Origin of the sequence: Brevibacterium marinum (assembly GCF_011927955.1) — a bacterium.
In the GTDB taxonomy this organism is placed as follows: Bacteria; Actinomycetota; Actinomycetes; order Actinomycetales; family Brevibacteriaceae; genus Brevibacterium; species Brevibacterium marinum.
On the sequence record NZ_JAATJN010000001.1, the window covers coordinates 2,088,462 to 2,104,404 of the forward strand.

Annotated in this window: 14 protein-coding genes and 1 pseudogene; 12 read left to right on the plus strand and 3 right to left on the minus strand. The window is 63.7% G+C overall.

Translation table 11 applies throughout. The annotated features are described in order from the left end of the window. Positions 1-94: 94 nt before the first annotated feature. Together BKA07_RS19790 and BKA07_RS09190 are read right to left on the minus strand one after the other, a co-directional pair. A complete protein-coding gene (locus BKA07_RS19790; protein ID WP_167950637.1) occupies positions 95-862 on the minus strand; it encodes a phosphatase PAP2 family protein in 768 nt (255 codons plus the stop codon). Positions 863-890: 28 nt separating this feature from the next. Further along, positions 891-1,742: an HpcH/HpaI aldolase/citrate lyase family protein gene (locus BKA07_RS09190; RefSeq protein ID WP_167950638.1), complete on the minus strand. Its 852-nt coding sequence runs from the start codon at positions 1,740-1,742 to the stop codon at positions 891-893. Positions 1,743-1,931: 189 nt separating this feature from the next. On the opposite strand from BKA07_RS09190, the gene BKA07_RS09195 reads away from it, so the two are divergent. From BKA07_RS09195 to BKA07_RS09250, 12 genes and pseudogenes are all read left to right on the plus strand, one after another. Further along, positions 1,932-2,969: a 3-isopropylmalate dehydrogenase gene (locus BKA07_RS09195; RefSeq protein WP_167950639.1), complete on the plus strand. Its 1,038-nt coding sequence runs from the start codon at positions 1,932-1,934 to the stop codon at positions 2,967-2,969. A 104-nt stretch (positions 2,970-3,073) separates the two neighbouring features. Further along, positions 3,074-4,165, plus strand: coding sequence for a branched-chain amino acid aminotransferase (locus BKA07_RS09200; RefSeq protein WP_167950640.1), 1,092 nt, complete (start codon positions 3,074-3,076; stop codon positions 4,163-4,165). A 180-nt stretch (positions 4,166-4,345) separates the two neighbouring features. Further along, a pseudogene (locus BKA07_RS19930) lies at positions 4,346-5,865 on the plus strand (MFS transporter). Between the two features lie 131 nt (positions 5,866-5,996). Beyond that, complete coding sequence (locus BKA07_RS09210; RefSeq protein WP_167950641.1) at positions 5,997-7,544, plus strand: HNH endonuclease; 1,548 nt, start codon at positions 5,997-5,999, stop codon at positions 7,542-7,544. Positions 7,545-7,550: 6 nt separating this feature from the next. Then, positions 7,551-8,057 carry a GNAT family protein gene (locus tag BKA07_RS09215; protein ID WP_209043920.1) on the plus strand — a complete coding sequence of 169 codons (507 nt, stop codon included), beginning with the start codon at positions 7,551-7,553 and terminating at the stop codon, positions 8,055-8,057. A gap of 103 nt (positions 8,058-8,160) precedes the next feature. Continuing rightward, a complete protein-coding gene (locus BKA07_RS09220) occupies positions 8,161-10,380 on the plus strand; it encodes a prolyl oligopeptidase family serine peptidase (protein ID WP_167950642.1) in 2,220 nt (739 codons plus the stop codon). Positions 10,381-10,474: 94 nt separating this feature from the next. Beyond that, the gene (gene lplB / locus BKA07_RS09225) at positions 10,475-11,563 is read left to right on the plus strand and encodes a lipoate-protein ligase small subunit (protein WP_167950643.1); all 1,089 of its coding nucleotides are present in this window, start codon (positions 10,475-10,477) and stop codon (positions 11,561-11,563) included. A gap of 46 nt (positions 11,564-11,609) precedes the next feature. After that, entirely contained in the window at positions 11,610-12,488 is an 879-nt protein-coding gene (locus tag BKA07_RS09230) for a Type 1 glutamine amidotransferase-like domain-containing protein (protein WP_245161899.1), read from the plus strand. Between the two features lie 16 nt (positions 12,489-12,504). Next, positions 12,505-12,918: a hypothetical protein gene (locus BKA07_RS09235; protein ID WP_167950645.1), complete on the plus strand. Its 414-nt coding sequence runs from the start codon at positions 12,505-12,507 to the stop codon at positions 12,916-12,918. A 100-nt stretch (positions 12,919-13,018) separates the two neighbouring features. Then, positions 13,019-13,804, plus strand: a complete 786-nt coding sequence (thyX, locus tag BKA07_RS09240) for an FAD-dependent thymidylate synthase (protein ID WP_167950646.1) — start codon at positions 13,019-13,021, stop codon at positions 13,802-13,804. 1 nt (position 13,805) lies between these two features. Continuing rightward, positions 13,806-14,384, plus strand: a complete 579-nt coding sequence (locus BKA07_RS09245; protein WP_167950647.1) for a maltokinase N-terminal cap-like domain-containing protein — start codon at positions 13,806-13,808, stop codon at positions 14,382-14,384. Beyond that, entirely contained in the window at positions 14,384-14,836 is a 453-nt protein-coding gene (locus BKA07_RS09250) for an HIT family protein (protein ID WP_245161900.1), read from the plus strand. Before BKA07_RS09245 ends, BKA07_RS09250 begins: the two co-directional genes overlap by 1 nt. A 51-nt stretch (positions 14,837-14,887) precedes the next feature. On the opposite strand, the gene BKA07_RS09255 is transcribed toward BKA07_RS09250, so the two are convergent. Then, positions 14,888-15,940, minus strand: a complete 1,053-nt coding sequence (locus BKA07_RS09255; RefSeq protein ID WP_167950648.1) for a zinc-binding dehydrogenase — start codon at positions 15,938-15,940, stop codon at positions 14,888-14,890. Positions 15,941-15,943: the final 3 nt, after the last annotated feature.

A 15,943-nucleotide genomic window follows, 5' to 3' on the forward strand; every position in this document is an offset into this window, starting at 1 on the left:
GCTCGACTGGAAACAGCAGATCGCACAGGACCCGTTCTGAAGCTTCTGCAGCTGCCCGTTCACCCCTGAAGCTGAGGTGAACGGGTCCTCAGCGTCACCCAGGTCCACAGCTCGTCGGCCAGGACCGCGGCCGAGATGCCGATGAGTGCCCCGGCGATCGTGTCGGAGAGCCAGTGCACCTGCAGTGCTGTGACCACATCATCAGCAGGACCCACGCACATGCGAGGACCATCGACCAGTGGAACCTCAGGCGCACCGGTTCGAGCGGGGGAGCGATCTCGGTCGGAGCGGCCCCGGAATCATCAGTGAGGGCCGAGTCGTCGAGGCCGGCGCTGACAGGAGCGGGGTCGTCCTCGTCTTCGGACGGGATCGCCAGCGGCGGAACCGCGCCCACATGAGCCAACCGGAGCATGTGCGCGCGGGAGAAGATGAACGCGAGCGCCACGGCCAACGCCGCGGCGCCCATGGAATGGCCGGAGGGATACGAATAGCCCAGGGAGTCATAGAGCTGTTCACTGGGTCGTACCCGGGTGACCACCGTTTTGAGGATTTCGGACAGCGCGATCCCGAAGAGCATGGTGGTCACGAGGACACCGGCGGCACGGAACCGTCGCAGCAGGACGAAGATCACAGCCAGCAGGCCGGTGCAGACGACCGCACCGGTGCCCCCACCCACCTCAGCGAGGGTGACCGCCATCCAGTACGGGACGGTGTCGGGTTCGAGCCCGACGAGGTTCAGCCAACCCTGATCGATGGAGGTGGGACCCGAGACGTTGCTGTGCAGCCACAGGCCGAAGGCGACGACGAGTAGGACTGCGGGCAGGGTCGACCAGAGGAGCCACGCCGGCTGACGGACCGCCACTGTCGGTATACCTCAAGCTGTCTGCGGCTCAGGCGTTCCAGAGACCGTAGGTCGAGGCCAGGGAGGCGATCTTCTTCGCGCGAGTCAGACGCGGGAGGTAGGAGCCATCCGTGATCTCGGAGCCGCCCTCGGCTTCCGCGAGCATCTGGCGGGCCCAGTCGCGTTCGTCCTCGCTCGGGCTCATCGATTCGTTGAGGGTGACGACCTGATCGACGTTGAGCACGAGCTTTCCGGTCATGCCCATCATGTGAGTCACCTCGGCGTCATTGCTGACCTGCTCATCGTCGGCACCGGCCGCGGAAGGGCCGTCGATGGCTCCGGGCAGCCCGCCCATGCGCGAGGCGATGGTCAGTCGCGACCGGGCGTAGGCCAGCGCCATCGAGTCCCCGGAGAAGCCGGTGTCCTTGCGGAAGTCGTTCGTTCCGAAGGCGAGGCGGAAGGTGCCAGGCGCCTCGGCGATCTTGGTGGCATTCTCCACGCCCATCGCGGACTCGAGCAGTGCGATGACTGGCAGGCCCGCCTTGGCGCGCATTGCAGTGTAGGAGACCTGCTCGGGGCGCTCGGTCTCGGGCAGCATCACGCCACGCAGCCCGGGCAGCATTGCGATGGAGGCGAGATCGTCGTCCCAGAACTCCGAGTCCATCTTGTTGATCCGGACCCAGGCTGACATGCCGTTCTCGAGGGCACGCACGACATTGTCGCGGGCCATGAGCTTCTGGTCATCGGAGACCGAGGCCTCGAGGTCGAAGATGACGGAATCCGCTTCGGAGACCTGCGCCGCAGTGAAGATCTCCTCCTTGGCCGCATTGACCAGCAGCCAGGATCGGGAGAGCTTCGCGGGAAGTGCGGCGGCTCGGGCATTGCGGATCGTATCTGTCAATGATCGACTTTCTCTCGGGGCGTGAAGTGCTCCTCCCATCTTCGGCTCTCTGAGTCGGAAATTGTAGTCAGGAACGAAGATTGAGACGTGAAATTGTGGATGGCGGGATCCGTCGGCGCCGAGACGTGACCCTTGTCCGTATCGTAGGACGGGCTGGTTGCATGGTGAGATGAGTTCTAATCTGTGACTATGAAGTTCTCAATTGCGGTCATGCCCGGCGACGGAATCGGCAACGAGGTCGTCCCCGAAGGACTCAAGGTCCTCAAGCGCGCCATCGAGGTGTCCGGAGAACCGGTCGAACTCGATCTCACCGATTACGACGTCGGCGCCAGCCGCTGGCATGAGTCCGGCGAGACGATCACGGACGAGGAGTTGGAATCGCTGCGTGGCCACGATGCCATCTTCTTCGGCGCCTGCGGAGACCCGAGCGTACCATCGGGCGTCCTCGAGCGCGGCGTGATCCTCAAGATGCGCTTCGGGCTCAGCCACGCCGTCAACCTGCGCCCCTCGAAGCTCTTCTCCGGGATCTCCAGTCCGCTGGCGGATCCGGGCAAGGTCGACTTCGTCGTCGTCCGTGAGGGCACCGAGGGCTCGTACACCGGAATGGGCGGATCCGTGCGCACCGATACGCCCTACGAGGTCGCGACCGAGGTCTCCGTCAATACCTGGTACGGCGTGGAACGAGCAGTCCGCGATGCCTTCGAACGTGCGCAGGCGCGGAACAAGAAGCTCACCTACGTCCACAAGCACAACGTCATGGTCCATGCCGGTCACCTGTGGCGCCGAGTGGTCGAGAAGGTCGGCGCCGAATACCCAGAGGTCGAGTTCAACTACGAGCACACGGACGCGTGCACGATCTTCATGGTCACCGACCCCTCGCGCTACGACGTGATCGTGACGGACAACCTGTTCGGCGACATCCTCACCGACCTTGCCGCGGCTGTGACCGGCGGCATCGGTCTGGCGGCCTCGGGCAATCTCAATGTCGAAGGCACCGCGCCCAGTCTGTTCGAGCCCATCCACGGATCGGCTCCGGACATCGCCGGCCAGCAGATCGCCGATCCGACCGCCTCGATCCTCTCCGGCGCTCTCATGGCCTCGAACCTGGGGCTCGAGGTCGTGGCGAAGTCGATCGAAGCCGCCGTCGAGGCCGATCTGGCCGATCGTGACGGGACCAAGCGATCCACCGCCGAGGTGGGCGACGCGATCGCTGCCCGCCTGAGCTGACGGCGCGGCCGAGTGGCTTCGCAGCCATCACCCCGGTGCGGTGAGCATCGGGGCGATGGACTACGCTGAGAGTGTCACTCATCACAAATGAGAAAAGAGTTCTAATGACTGACTTTGCCGTTCTCAAGAACATGCAGCCGCAACCCGAGCTGGTGCGCGAGAACATCAAGAAGGACCCCGGATTCGGGCTCTACTTCACGGATCATATGTCGCACGTCCGGTACACCCTGGATGACGGCTGGCACGCACACCAGGTGCAGCCGTATGCGCCGCTGCAGCTTGATCCTGCGGCGGCCGTGTTCCACTATGCGCAGGAGATCTTCGAGGGCCTCAAGGCCTATCGTCACGCCGATGGTTCGATCTGGACCTTCCGCCCCGACCGGAATGCCATTCGCATCAACAAGTCCGCCGAACGGCTCGCACTGCCGCAGCTGCCGGAAGAGGACTTCATCGAGTCGCTCAAGGCCCTGGTCGCTCTCGACCAGCAGTGGGTGCCCACTCCCGAGTCGGCGGCCGACGAGTCGAGCCTGTATCTGCGGCCATTCATGATCGCCACCGAGCGTTTCCTCGGCGTGCGCTCAAGCCATGAAGTCGATTACTACGTCATCTCCTGCCCGGCCGGACCGTACTTCTCGGGCGGCATCAAGCCGGTCTCGATCTGGCTGTCGCAGAAGCTCAATCGTGCGGGCGCTGGAGGCACCGGCTTCGCGAAATGCGGTGGCAACTACGCCGCCTCGCTCGTACCGACGAACGAAGCTGTTGCTCAGGGCTGCCAGCAGGTGCTGTTCACCGACGCGGCGGAGAACAAGTACATCGATGAACTCGGCGGCATGAACCTCATGCTCGTGACGAAGGACGGCCGCCTCCTGACGCCGGAACTCGGCGACTCGATCCTCGATGGTGTCACTCGCCGGTCGCTCCTCGACCTGGCTCCGCAGTTGGGTCTCGAGCCGGAGGAGCGCAGGATCACTGTGGAAGAGTGGCGCGAAGGGGCTGCCAACGGCGACATCGTCGAAGCCTTCGCCTGTGGCACCGCGGCGGTCGTCACACCGATCGGCCGCGTCGTCAGCAATGACTTCACGATCGATCACGGTGAAGAGCCGGGAGCCAAGACCATGGAGTTCCGCAGGACTCTGCTCGACATCCAGTACGGACGGATTGAAGACAAGAACAACTGGATGGTTCGTCTGGCCTGATCGGTCCGAGCCGCAGGCTGCGGCTGTTTCACTGACGATCCCCGTCGGTTTCCTTTGCCGAAGCCGACGGGGATCGTCGTGTTCGGGGTCGGATCCTGGGCGTTTTTACCCGAGGCTCGACGCACTCGGAGAGGTTGACGCGCAACACTCGGACGATTTTGCGCAATTGTGCGCTAAACGATGTATTCTGTCTTCGTGTCTGCTGCACCCTCGGCGTCCGTGCCGACCGCTTCCGAAGTCGTCGCCAACCTCCCATGGCGGTGGCGAACCCAAGGGGCCATCTTCGTCATCGGTGGGCTCGGATTCATGTTCGATGCTTGGGACGTTGCTCTCAACGGCTTCCTCATCCCGCTCCTCAGCGACTACTGGAACCTGAGCGTTGGTCAGGCCGCCTGGATCGCCACCGCCAACCTGATCGGAATGGCACTGGGCGCCTTCGTCTGGGGCGGCATCGCCGACGTGATCGGGCGAAAGAAGGCATTCACGCTCACGCTCCTCGTCTTCTCCGTCTTCACGGTCGCAGGGGCCTTCTCGCCGGCATTCGGCTGGTTCATCCTGTTCCGATTCCTCGCCGGTTTCGGACTCGGTGGATGCATCCCCGTCGACTATGCCCTCGTCGGGGAATTCACTCCCAAGAAGCATCGCGGGCGCGTTCTGACTGCAATGGACGGTTGGTGGCCGATCGGAGCCTCATTGTGTGCGTTCGTGTCCGCCTCACTGCTGAATGTGGGGGATTGGCGCCTTATCATGCTCGTCATGATCGTGCCTGCACTGCTGACCGTTGCAGTGCGATTCGGAATTCCCGAATCACCGCTCTATCTCGCTTCCGTAGGACGCTATGCAGAAGCCGACGCCATCATCTCCAGACTCGTCGAGCGCACCGGCGCCGAGGTGACGACATGGACCCATGAATCACCGAACGGGGATCGAAGGCATTCGGGCGCCGACATCGGCGTTGCCGACACTGCCGGCACCTCCAGCACTGCCGGCACTTCCTGCACTTCCGGCGGTGCTGACACTGCCGGCTCGACCACCCCCGAACCTGCAGGAATGACCACCTCCGTCAATCAACAGCTCCGCGCCGCCAGCGGACAGCTGGTGCAGCTGTGGCAGTATTCGGCAAAGACGACTTTCGTCTCCTGGTCCCTCTTCATCCCGTGCTGTTAGTCTACTACGCGGCCCTGACATGGCTGCCTGACATCCTGAAGGAGCAGGGACTGGGTGACCAGTCGGCGTTCATGGTCACCGGATCGATGACAGCGGTGGGCATCCTCGGCGTCATCGTCTCCGCCCTGATCGTCGAGAGATTGGGCAGAAAATGGGTGCTCGGAGTGACCTCGATCGTCTCTGTCGTCCTGCTTGTCGGCGCTGCAGTGTTCATCGAAGCCTCGGATTCGGAACTGACATTCGTGGCCAAGGCCAGCATCATCGGCTTCGGCTTCGTCGTGCAGATAGCAATTCCCACCCTTTACACCTACGTCTCCGAGCTGTATCCGACTCGTCTGAGGGGATCCGGATTCGGATGGGCGTCGGCCGCCTCGAGAATTGCGACCGGAATTGCTCCGATTGTGTTCGGTGCGTTCATGTGGCCCGTGCTCGGACTGACCCTGACATTCATCCTCACGGGGCTGCTCGTCGTTGTGGCAGTTGTCCTGATGGGCCTGCTCGCCCGAGAGACCACGGGCGAAGCGCTGAGCTGAAGAACCGGACCGGACCGCGGAGCATCTCGGCACCGTGTCAAGAATCTGCTTCTTCCTCACTCAAACTCCTCTGACCTGGAGCGACGGGCGTCGGAGTTCTCGTGTCAGTGCCGGACGATACCGTGTTTGTTATGGAAGCAGAGACGGTTTCAGACGTGATCACCGAGATCAACCGGTGGCGCGAGGTGCTGTCCGATCTGCCCCCGGCGAACACGGAAGATGAAGCCGTCGACAGGATCACTGCGCTGGAGGAGCTGACGTCTGTGAGCGCGGCAGCTCAGGCCAGGGAGACACTGACCTTCGACATGCACCGGCGAAATCGTGAGGCCGAAGCTGGCGTGCCCAGCAGCAGGCAGGGCAAGGGCCTCGGCGCAGAGATCGGGTTGGCACGGAAGGTTTCACGTGCCAGGGGAAGCAACCTGCTCGGTTTCGCCCGTACGCTGCTGATGGATCTGCCCAATGCCTACGCCTCGTTGAAGAACGGAGACATCTCCGAGGAGAAGGCGAGGGTCGTCGCCAAGGAAACGGACTGGCTGCCGAGGGACAAGCGGCATCAGGTCGACGAGCGTATGGCCGATCGATTCGCCCAGGTCGGAGTCGTCCGGCTGGGCAACGAGGTGCGCGCTCTCGCGCAGCAGCTTGACCAGAAAGCGGCTGTCGACCATTTGGATCGGTGCGTGGAAGAACGCGCGGTCACCGTTCGCCCAGCGCCGGGGAACATGGCGTATCTGACAGCCCTCCTGCCATTGCCGCAAGCCGTAGCTGTCTATACGAACCTCAAGAAGTCCGCACAGACGATGGTCGGTACAGGTCAGTCTGAAGGACGATCTCAGAGCCAGGTCATGGCCGATCTGCTGGTGGAGAGGTCCACTGGCCAGGAGAACGCTGGCGCCATTCCCACCGAGATTCATCTGCTGATGAATGACGACAGCCTCTTCGACTCGGGCGAGATGCCCGCATGGTTTCCCGGCTTCGGACCGATTCCCGCTGAGACGGCTCGCAAATTCACGGCCGACAACGAAGCGGAAGTCTTCCTTCGCCGGTTGTACACACGTCCTTCAGACGGACAGCTTGTCCGGATGGACTCCAAACGCCGCGAATTCTCCGGTCTGCTTCGACGGATGGTCGTTATCCGCGATGATGTCTGCCGATCGCCGTGGTGCGATGCCCAGATCAAACATGCTGACCACGCTCAAGCCTACGCGGCCGGTGGTGAAACCGGCTGGGACAATGCCTCCGGACTATGCGCGGCGTGCAACTTCCTCAAGGAACTGCCCGGGTGGCGGCACGAGGCGACCGCTGAGGAACTGACCGTGCGGACTCCCACCGGCCACAGATACCAGATCAGCACCAAACCGATCGGGAAGCCGACATCGAACGTCGGTGAGCTTCCGCGATCGAACCTCACAGAACAGCAGGCGTCGGGTGGGACGAATGACCCCAATCTCATCAATGTGAGAATTCCTCCTCTTCGAAAAGTGAAGGCGCCGTGCGGAGAATTCGAATCGCTTGGAATGGAGATGTGGGCGAGCAGGGAGGAGCCGTCGAGGCCTGCGGAGTCGCGTACCGTGGAGTCGCGTGCTGTGGAGGCGCGGGCTGCGGATCCGTGCACTTCGAAGTCGAGTTCAGTGGAAAGGTGTCTGCTGGGACGAATATCCGAGTTCATCTCGACGACCTGAGGGGGAGTGCTGCCGCCGCCTCTCGAGGTGGAGGAGCTCTATGCCGCTGCAGCAGCAAAGCCGCCGCTGAGTGAAGACCCGAAGCACGCAGCGGTGTTCGGCAATGTCTACGATCTCTGCGTCCGCAACGGTCAGGTCCTTGTGGCAGCGTCGCGCTTCGGCGGCCGGTTGCGCTCAATCGCCTATGGCCATTTCTGGTCATGGCTGGAACAGGACTACGACTGGGCACACGAACTCCGCTCCACGCTGGGGCCGGAGGCTCAGGCGATCGAATCGTCATTCGCCCTCAACCTTCTGGCACGTGATCCTCATCTGAAAAGCTCCGGTCTCGGGAGAGAGACGCTCGAGACGTGGTTGGCAGGCATCGGCGGCTACAGCTGTTGGCTCCAGACCAGCGATATGGACAGCCCCGCCCGCCGGCTCTACGAAAGCCTCGGCTTCTCGGCGCTCGGACACGGACCGCAGGCACCGAACGGCCATCCGGGACTCGTCTTGTTCAGGCCACCGACCTGAAACGAATCGATCACGGGGAGCGTCAGAGCATTCTCGGAAACAAACAGGGGTAGATCCCAAACCGACAGGGGACCCCAAACAGGAGACCCATAGGATGGGTGGCATGCGAAAAGAACCTCCGACGGACATTGCTCCCACGCCACACGATGAGAACCTCTGGCTCGAAGACATCCACGGCGCCGAGCAGATGGCCTGGGTCAAGGACCAGAATGCGAAGACCATCGACCGGTTCCAGGACGAGCTGTTCGACTCGATCGCCGGTGACATTCGGACCGCATTGGATTCCGAGGGCAAGATCCCGATGGTGGCCAAACGCGGAGAGCACTACTTCAACTTCTGGCGCGACACAGCGAACCCCAAAGGTCTGTGGCGACGAACCACGTGGGACAGCTACGTCTCCGATTCCCCGGAGTGGGAGGCCCTCATCGACGTCGACGAGCTCGGCGCAGCAGAGGGCACGCCCTGGGTATGGGCCGGAGCCGCGGTGCGTCGGTCAGACTATGCCCGTGCTCTGATCTCCCTGTCGCCCGACGGCGGAGACGCACACCGGGTGCGAGAATTCGATCTGGTGACCAAAAGCTTTGTCACCGGCGGCTTCGACCTTCCCACTGCGAAGACTCGTTTCGCCTGGCTCGACGACGATACTATCCTCGTCGCCACCGAGACCGACGAGGACTCGCTCACGACCTCGTCATACCCGCGTCAGGCGCGAGCGCTCAAACGTGGACAGGCCGTCTCCGACGCCCCGATCGTCGCCGAGGTCCCCCGCGACCACGTCGCCATATTCGTCGGCAGCGACGTGGACCCGACGCAGGCCGAGGCCGACAGGGTCTTCGTCATCGACGCCATCGACTTCTTCAATACATGTCTGAGCTTCATCGACCTCGACGAGCTCAGGGACGGATCCGGGACGATCTCAGCCGATGCCTCGGCGTGGGAGAGTGCGTGGATCGTCGTCGACGTGCCGACAGACGTGGAGGTCGACGTCGACAGAGAATTCGTCCTCTTCCGACCTCAATCCGATTGGCATCGGAACGATCTGTCGGTGCCGGCCGGTGGCCTCGCCGTGGCGGACATCGCCGAGGTGAGGGCCGGGACCATCGCGCCGAGAGTCATCTTCACCCCGGACGCGCGTACCGCACTGCAGTCGTGGACATGGACCCGGGACTGCCTCGTCCTCGAGCTGCTGGCCGATGTGCAGTCCGAGCTTGTGGTTCTCGATCCGAAACATGACTTCTCGTCGACACGGCTGCCCGGGGTCCCCGCCAATCACATGGTCGGGCTGGGAGCCGTCGACAGGCACGACGACGCGACCGCCAACGACTACTGGCTCTTCAGCACCGGTTTCCTCACCCCATCGACGCTGTCCTACGGCAGTCTCGAACGTTCGAACGGTCCCACCGGTTCCCGAGGTGGGGCCTTCAGCGTTCCCGACATCATCAAATCCGCTCCGGCGCTCTTTCCCAGTGAAGGATTCTCAGTCGAGCAGCATTTCGCGACAAGCGAGGACGGAACGCGGATCCCCTACTTCCAGATCGCCGACAGCGCACTCGTCCTCGATGGGAGCAATCCGACACTCCTGGACGGATATGGCGGCTTCGAGCTCAGCCGGACGCCGGTGTACTCGCCGGTCATGGGCATCGGGTGGTTGGGCCGCATGACCACTGGGCCATCACACGGCCGGCCCGGCGACGGCTCGATCCCCGCGAGACGTCGTGGGGTCTATGTCCTCGCCAACATCCGAGGCGGCGGAGAATACGGGCCACGGTGGCACACCTCGGCGATGCGGGAGAACCGGATGCGGGCCTACGAGGACTACGCCGCCGTTGCCGCAGATCTCATCGATCGTGGAGTCACGAGGGCGAAGAATCTGGCATGTGCCGGCGGCTCGAACGGTGGTCTGCTCGTCGGGAACATGCTCACACAGCATCCCGAGCTCTTCGGCGCGATCTCGTGCGGGGTGCCCCTCCTGGACATGCGCCGCTACACCAAACTCAGCGCAGGCTATTCGTGGAAGGCCGAATACGGTGACCCCGATGCGGCCGAGGACTGGGCGTTCATACAGACGTTCTCGCCTTACCATCTGATCGACGAAGACGCCGACTATCCGCCCGTGCTGTTCTGGACGGCGACCTCCGATGATCGTGTCGGGCCGGTCCAGGCACGCAAGATGGCAGCGCGGATGCAGAATCACGGCATCGTCGATGTCTGGTTCTTCGAAGACACGGAAGGCGGACACTCGGCGGCATCGGACAACAGGCAGGCCGCCTTCACCCGTGCGCTGAGCTACCGGTTCCTGTGGAACTCGCTGACAGGGGAATGAGGTGGCAGGGCAGTGGGCCGACACGGGGGTGAGCCGACAGGGGAGTGAGCAGGCTCATAGCTTCTGAACAGAACCTGAGAGTAGCGTTGTCACCATGACGAACGACACGCGCGAACCCCAGCGCTTTCACGCAGAGTACAAGGTCATCGGTGGGAAACTCGTGGTCGCCGATGTGGAGACCGACGGGAAGACCATCACCGAGGTCACGATCTCCGGCGACTTCTTCCTCGAACCCGAAGAAGCCTACTTCGAACTGGGGCCCGCTCTCGTCGGCGCCGTCGTCACCGCGGACAACGCGAATCTGCGGCAGCGCCTCGACGCGGCGCTTGCCGGCTACGGCACCGAACTCGCGATGCACGGATTCTCCACCTCCGACATCGCGACAGTGGTGAGACGGGCGTTGGGGTCGGCAGCGAACTTCACCGACTTCGACTGGCAGGTCATCCGCGGCGAGGTCCTGCCGACACCGGTCAATGTCGCCCTCGACCAGGTGCTGTTGGAGGAGGTCGCTGCAGGACGGCGGAAGCCGACGCTGCGGTTCTGGGAGTGGGACGACACCGCCACGGTCATCGGAGCCTTCCAGTCCTACGTCAACGAACTCCGCCCGGAAGGCGTCGAGAAGCACGGAGTACAGGTCGTGCGCCGCATCTCGGGCGGGGGAGCGATGTTCATGGAAGGCGGCAACTGCATCACCTATTCGATGTTCGTCCCGCCCTCCTTGGTCGCCGGACTCGACTACGAGGACTCGTATGTGTTCCTCGACCAATGGGTGCTCGCGGCTCTGAAGACCCTCGGGGTGGAGGCGTTCTACAAGCCGATCAACGACATCTCCTCGACGGGCGGCAAGATCGGCGGTGCGGCACAGAAGAGAATGCGCGACGGCACCCTGCTCCACCACGCGACGATGAGCTACGACATCGACGCCGACAAGATGGTCGAGGTCCTGCGCATCGGTGAGGCGAAGATCTCCGACAAGGGCGTCTCCAGCGCGAAGAAGCGCGTCGACCCCCTGCGCAGCCAGACCGGTGAGGCCCGCAAGGACATCATCGACGTCATGGCCGACACCTTCGCCGACCGATACGGAGCCAGCTTCGACACCTTCACCGCCGACGAGCTGGAGAAGGCACGTGCCCTCGTGACCGAGAAGTTCGGAACCGAGAAATGGACGCACAGAGTGCCGTGAGCATGCGCCCCGATGACCGCGTCCCATGGTGGGAGGCGGGCCGATCATGACCGCGGCAGCGGCACATTCTACGATCGTTGCTCTCGGTGGGGGCGGGTTCTCGATGTCAGAGACGGGGAAGTCGGCGATCGATGATCACCTGCTCGAGCGCGCATCGCTTGTGCGGGACGCACCCAGTACAGACACACCCAGTGCAGGCGTACGCAGCACAGAGACTCACCGTCGCCGAGGCGGTGGCAAAGCTCCACTGCTTCCTCGCGTGTGCTTCGTCCCGACAGCGTCGGGGGACGACCCCGACTACATTCGCCGCTTCGAAGCGGCCTTCGCCGGACGGGCCGAAACGTCCGTGCTCTCGCTGTTCGGACAGGGTCCCTCTGGGTACCAGGACCCACAGATGCTTCTGGACACGGACCTCATCTACGTCGGCGGCGGATCCACCGCCAACCTGCTGACACTGTGGCGCCGCCATGGCGTCGACGACATCATGCGCGACGCCGCGGCGAACGGCACAATCCTGGCCGGGATCAGCGCCGGTGCCAACTGCTGGTTCGAGGCCTCATCGACCGATTCCTTCGGCCCGCTGGCGCCGTTGGATGACGGCCTCGGATTCATCCCCGGCAGCGTCTGCCCGCACTATCACGGTGAACCGGGGCGTGCCGATTCCTTCCGAGGTTGGATCACGAGTGGTCGGCTGCCTGGCCCGGGGCTTGCCATCGATGACCATGCCGCGGTCGTCTTTGAAAACTGCGCTGCCACCTCGGTGCTGGTGGAAAGACCTGAAGCCAACGCCTACCTCGTTGACGGCTGGAGCGAAACGCGACTCGGCATCGACGGCGATTCTGACGTTGCATCCGATGATCCCAGTGTGCCCGGCAGTGCGTCCGACACTCTGCCTCGCAACCTCCTCAGGCGGGTGCTGCAATGAATGGTCAGGTGCTGCAATGAACGACGACGAGCTGCAGGCGATATTCAACCGCGCGTACCGGAAGCAACGACGTGACGCGAAACTGCTCATCCTCGTCTCCGCCCTGTTCATCGTTGTGGGGCTGATCATGCTCATCGGCGCGGGCCAGATCATCGGACTCTTCGTCTCGGTGTTCTTCGCCGCCGGCATCGTCGCCGGTATCATGCAGTTAGTCGGCATGCACACGAGACCCGCGCTGCTGCTGGGAATCTGCGCCGCGCTGCTGCTGACCGCGGCCTGCACCATCCTCATCGTGCTGACGCTGACAGGCGTCATCGTCGACGCGCCCGGACATTCGCAGATTGTCGCCACGATCGCCGCGGTCGTCGGTCTCGTATTCTTCGGAGGCGGATCGGTCGTCCTCCTCGTCCGCTGGGTTCGGAGGCGCTGATCGCATCTGTGCGAGCATTCTTCGCAGACTGTCGACCAGCTTCACGATCTGATCTGTAGGATTGGGAATCAATCAAGCCATACCCTGCACAAGGAGAGCCATGCGCCAGGTCGAACCGTCAGTAGAACTGCTCGCCAAGCCCAGCATCGACTGGGACTCGATGAGGACATATCTCGACGAGGTGGGCGGATCTAACTGGGCGGATCGTGTCGAAGAGGCCGATTCTCCCGACGCCGAGGACATCGTCGAGTTCTCCGGGCGCATGTGCTACCGCTCGTGGGAGCCGGGGCTGAACCCGAACGTGTCCCGCGTGCGCGCGGATTCGGCTCAGTACCTGGGCAATGTCATCGCCTCCCAGCACGGTTCGGTGCTCGAGCACGCGAACTTCACCTTCGTCCTCCACAACGTCTCCCGGGTGCTCACCCACGAACTCATCCGTCACCGTGCCGGGTCCGCGTTCTCACAGGAGTCGCTGCGCTTTGTGCGCCTGGCCGACATTCCGTTCTGGTTCCCAGAGTGGGCACGCGAGGACTCGGAGCTCATGGAACGTTCTCTCACAGTCCTCGACACCCTCGAAGAGCACCAGAAGTGGATGACCGAGCACTTCGAACTCGACAAAGAGGGAACCAAATTCTCCCATAAGAAGCACATGACCTCGTTCATGCGTCGCTTCGCACCCGAGGGCCTGGCCACCGGAATCGTCTACACCGCCAACCTCCGCTCCCTGCGCCACGTCATCGAGATGCGCACCGCCAAGGGCGCAGAGGAGGAGATCCGTCTCGTGTTCAACAAGATCGGTGAAGCCATGCTCGAAGAGGCTCCAGCGGTCTTCTCCGACTACGAAGTGGTCGACGGGGAATGGATCCCCGGGACCCGAAAGGCATGACATGGCTGACATCTTCAAGGCAGAACTCGACCCCGGCAAGTTCGACGTCGTCTCGGCCTGGCTGAGCAGGCAGGAGTGGACGGCCGGGGCCGATGTGGCACCGGATTCCCTGACGGCGGTCACCTCCTACCGCTTCGATGACCCTGCCGGCGACGTGGGGGTGGAGATCCACATCGTCGCCGCCGACGATCGTGTCTTCCAGGTCCCCCTGACCTACCGGGGCGAGCCGCTGGCAGGTGCCGATGACGTCTTCATCTCCGAGATGAGCCACTCGATCCTCGGCACGCGCTACGTCTACGCGGGAATCGGCGATCCGGTCTTCCAACAGCAGCTCGACGCCACGATCGCCGACGCCGGATCCTCGGCCGTGCAACACCAGGTCGATGACCAGGGGAATCGGATCGGTGAGATCACCGAGGTGGCCCGGGTCGTGGGCACCGGGCCCCTCCCGGGCGCGCCCTCGGTCCAGGTCGTCGACGAACTCGATCTGAACGAGGCCGCCGATACCACCCAGCAGGGTCTGCTGATCGGAACCTGGGACGGTCAGGAGACACCGGTCGTCCTCGCCCGGATGATCTGATGGACACGGACGCTTCGATGCGCGCCGACTGCCTTTTCTGCGCGATCGTGGCGGGTGAGACGCCCAGCGCGATGGTCGCGGAAACGGAGACGACCTTCGCGTTCATGGACATCCACCCGGGCTCCGACGGGCACCTGCTCGTCGTCCCGAAACGTCACAGCACCGATCTGCGCGACATCCCAGAACAGGATCTCGCCGATGTGGCGATCGAATCGCAGCGCATCGCGAATCATGTCTTCGATGCGTGGGGTGCCGATGGGGTCAACCTGCTCAACTGCTGCGGCAAGGACGCCTGGCAGACGGTGTTCCACTTCCACATGCACGTCATCCCGCGCTACCGCGACAAGGTCAAGGATCGGCTCAGGCTGCCGTTCGAACCCGGCGTTCGTGGAGATGGACAGCTGAACGATCAGCTGGCAACGTCGATGCGATCTGCCTTGGACGTCGGCTGAGTCCGCGACGTCTCAGACGTCGGCTGAGTCCACGGCGTCTCAGCATCAGCGTCACCGGCTCATGTCGATGATCGTCATTCCCGAACCGGTGTTCGTCCCCACGGCCCCCAACGCCTCGGGAGCGTCCTCGAGTCCGATGACGTCCGTCACCAGCTCCTGGGGCCGCAGACTGCCCGCAGCGACGAGATCCAGCATCTCCGGGTATTCGGCTGCGGCCATCCCGTGGGAGCCCAGCACGCTGAGTTCGAGGCCGATGACCCGCGACATGTCGACGACCGGCGCCGCAGGCAGCAGGCCGATCTGCACGTGACGCCCCAGGGGCGCCAACGAGGAGACCGCGGCGGCGATCGTGTCCTCGCGGCCCAGGGCCTCCACGGTCACAGCCACACCATGGGGGCACCGATCCGAGAACTGGGCGACCACCTCGGCGGACAGATCATCCGGGCTCAGGCCCGAGGCGTTGACGGTCCACGCCGCCCCGAGTTCTCGGGCACGGGCGAGGGCAGAATCACTGACATCGATCGCGACGACCTCGGCGCCGACGGCACGGGCGATCATGATCGCCGATAGGCCGACCCCGCCGCAGCCGAAGACGGCAACCGTCTCGCCTGCCTGCAGCTTCGCCCGCATCCGCAGTCCGTGGAAGGCGGTGGCGAATCGACAGCCGAGCCCCACCATCGCCGAGGCGGGAAGGTCGTCCGGGACCGCGATGAGGTTGGCATCGGCGTTGTGGATGACCACCTGGTCCGCCCAGGAGCCGAAATGCGTGAACCCGGGCTGAGTCTGATCGGGACAGACCTGGGCCTTGCCGCTCGAGCACCACCGGCAGCGACCGCAGCCGCACACGAATGGCACGGTCACGCGCTGACCGACCTGGAAGTCCGTGACCTCTGACCCCGCCGAGTCGATCCGGCCGACCAGCTCATGTCCCGGCACGTGCGGCAGTGTGATCGTCGCATCGTGGCCCGACCAGGCGTGGTGGTCGCTGCGGCAGACTCCGGTGGCTTCGACGTCGATGACGACACCGGATGCGGGAGCGGATGGGGGCTCGATGTCTCTGCACCGGGGCAGGACGGAGAACTGTTCATAGACGATTGCGCGCACACA

What these genes read in the sequence shown, in the direction of transcription:
- BKA07_RS09250 (WP_245161900.1), top strand. Translation starts at nt 14,384, where the DNA reads ATGGACACGGACGCTTCGATGCGCGCCGACTGCCTTTTCTGCGCGATC.
- BKA07_RS09195 (WP_167950639.1), top strand. Translation starts at nt 1,932, where the DNA reads ATGAAGTTCTCAATTGCGGTCATGCCCGGCGACGGAATCGGCAACGAG.
- BKA07_RS09230 (WP_245161899.1), top strand. Translation starts at nt 11,610, where the DNA reads ATGACCGCGGCAGCGGCACATTCTACGATCGTTGCTCTCGGTGGGGGC.
- BKA07_RS09200 (WP_167950640.1), top strand. Translation starts at nt 3,074, where the DNA reads ATGACTGACTTTGCCGTTCTCAAGAACATGCAGCCGCAACCCGAGCTG.
- BKA07_RS09245 (WP_167950647.1), top strand. Translation starts at nt 13,806, where the DNA reads ATGGCTGACATCTTCAAGGCAGAACTCGACCCCGGCAAGTTCGACGTC.
- BKA07_RS09210 (WP_167950641.1), top strand. Translation starts at nt 5,997, where the DNA reads ATGGAAGCAGAGACGGTTTCAGACGTGATCACCGAGATCAACCGGTGG.
- lplB (WP_167950643.1), top strand. Translation starts at nt 10,475, where the DNA reads ATGACGAACGACACGCGCGAACCCCAGCGCTTTCACGCAGAGTACAAG.
- BKA07_RS09235 (WP_167950645.1), top strand. Translation starts at nt 12,505, where the DNA reads ATGAACGACGACGAGCTGCAGGCGATATTCAACCGCGCGTACCGGAAG.
- BKA07_RS09220 (WP_167950642.1), top strand. Translation starts at nt 8,161, where the DNA reads ATGCGAAAAGAACCTCCGACGGACATTGCTCCCACGCCACACGATGAG.
- thyX (WP_167950646.1), top strand. Translation starts at nt 13,019, where the DNA reads ATGCGCCAGGTCGAACCGTCAGTAGAACTGCTCGCCAAGCCCAGCATC.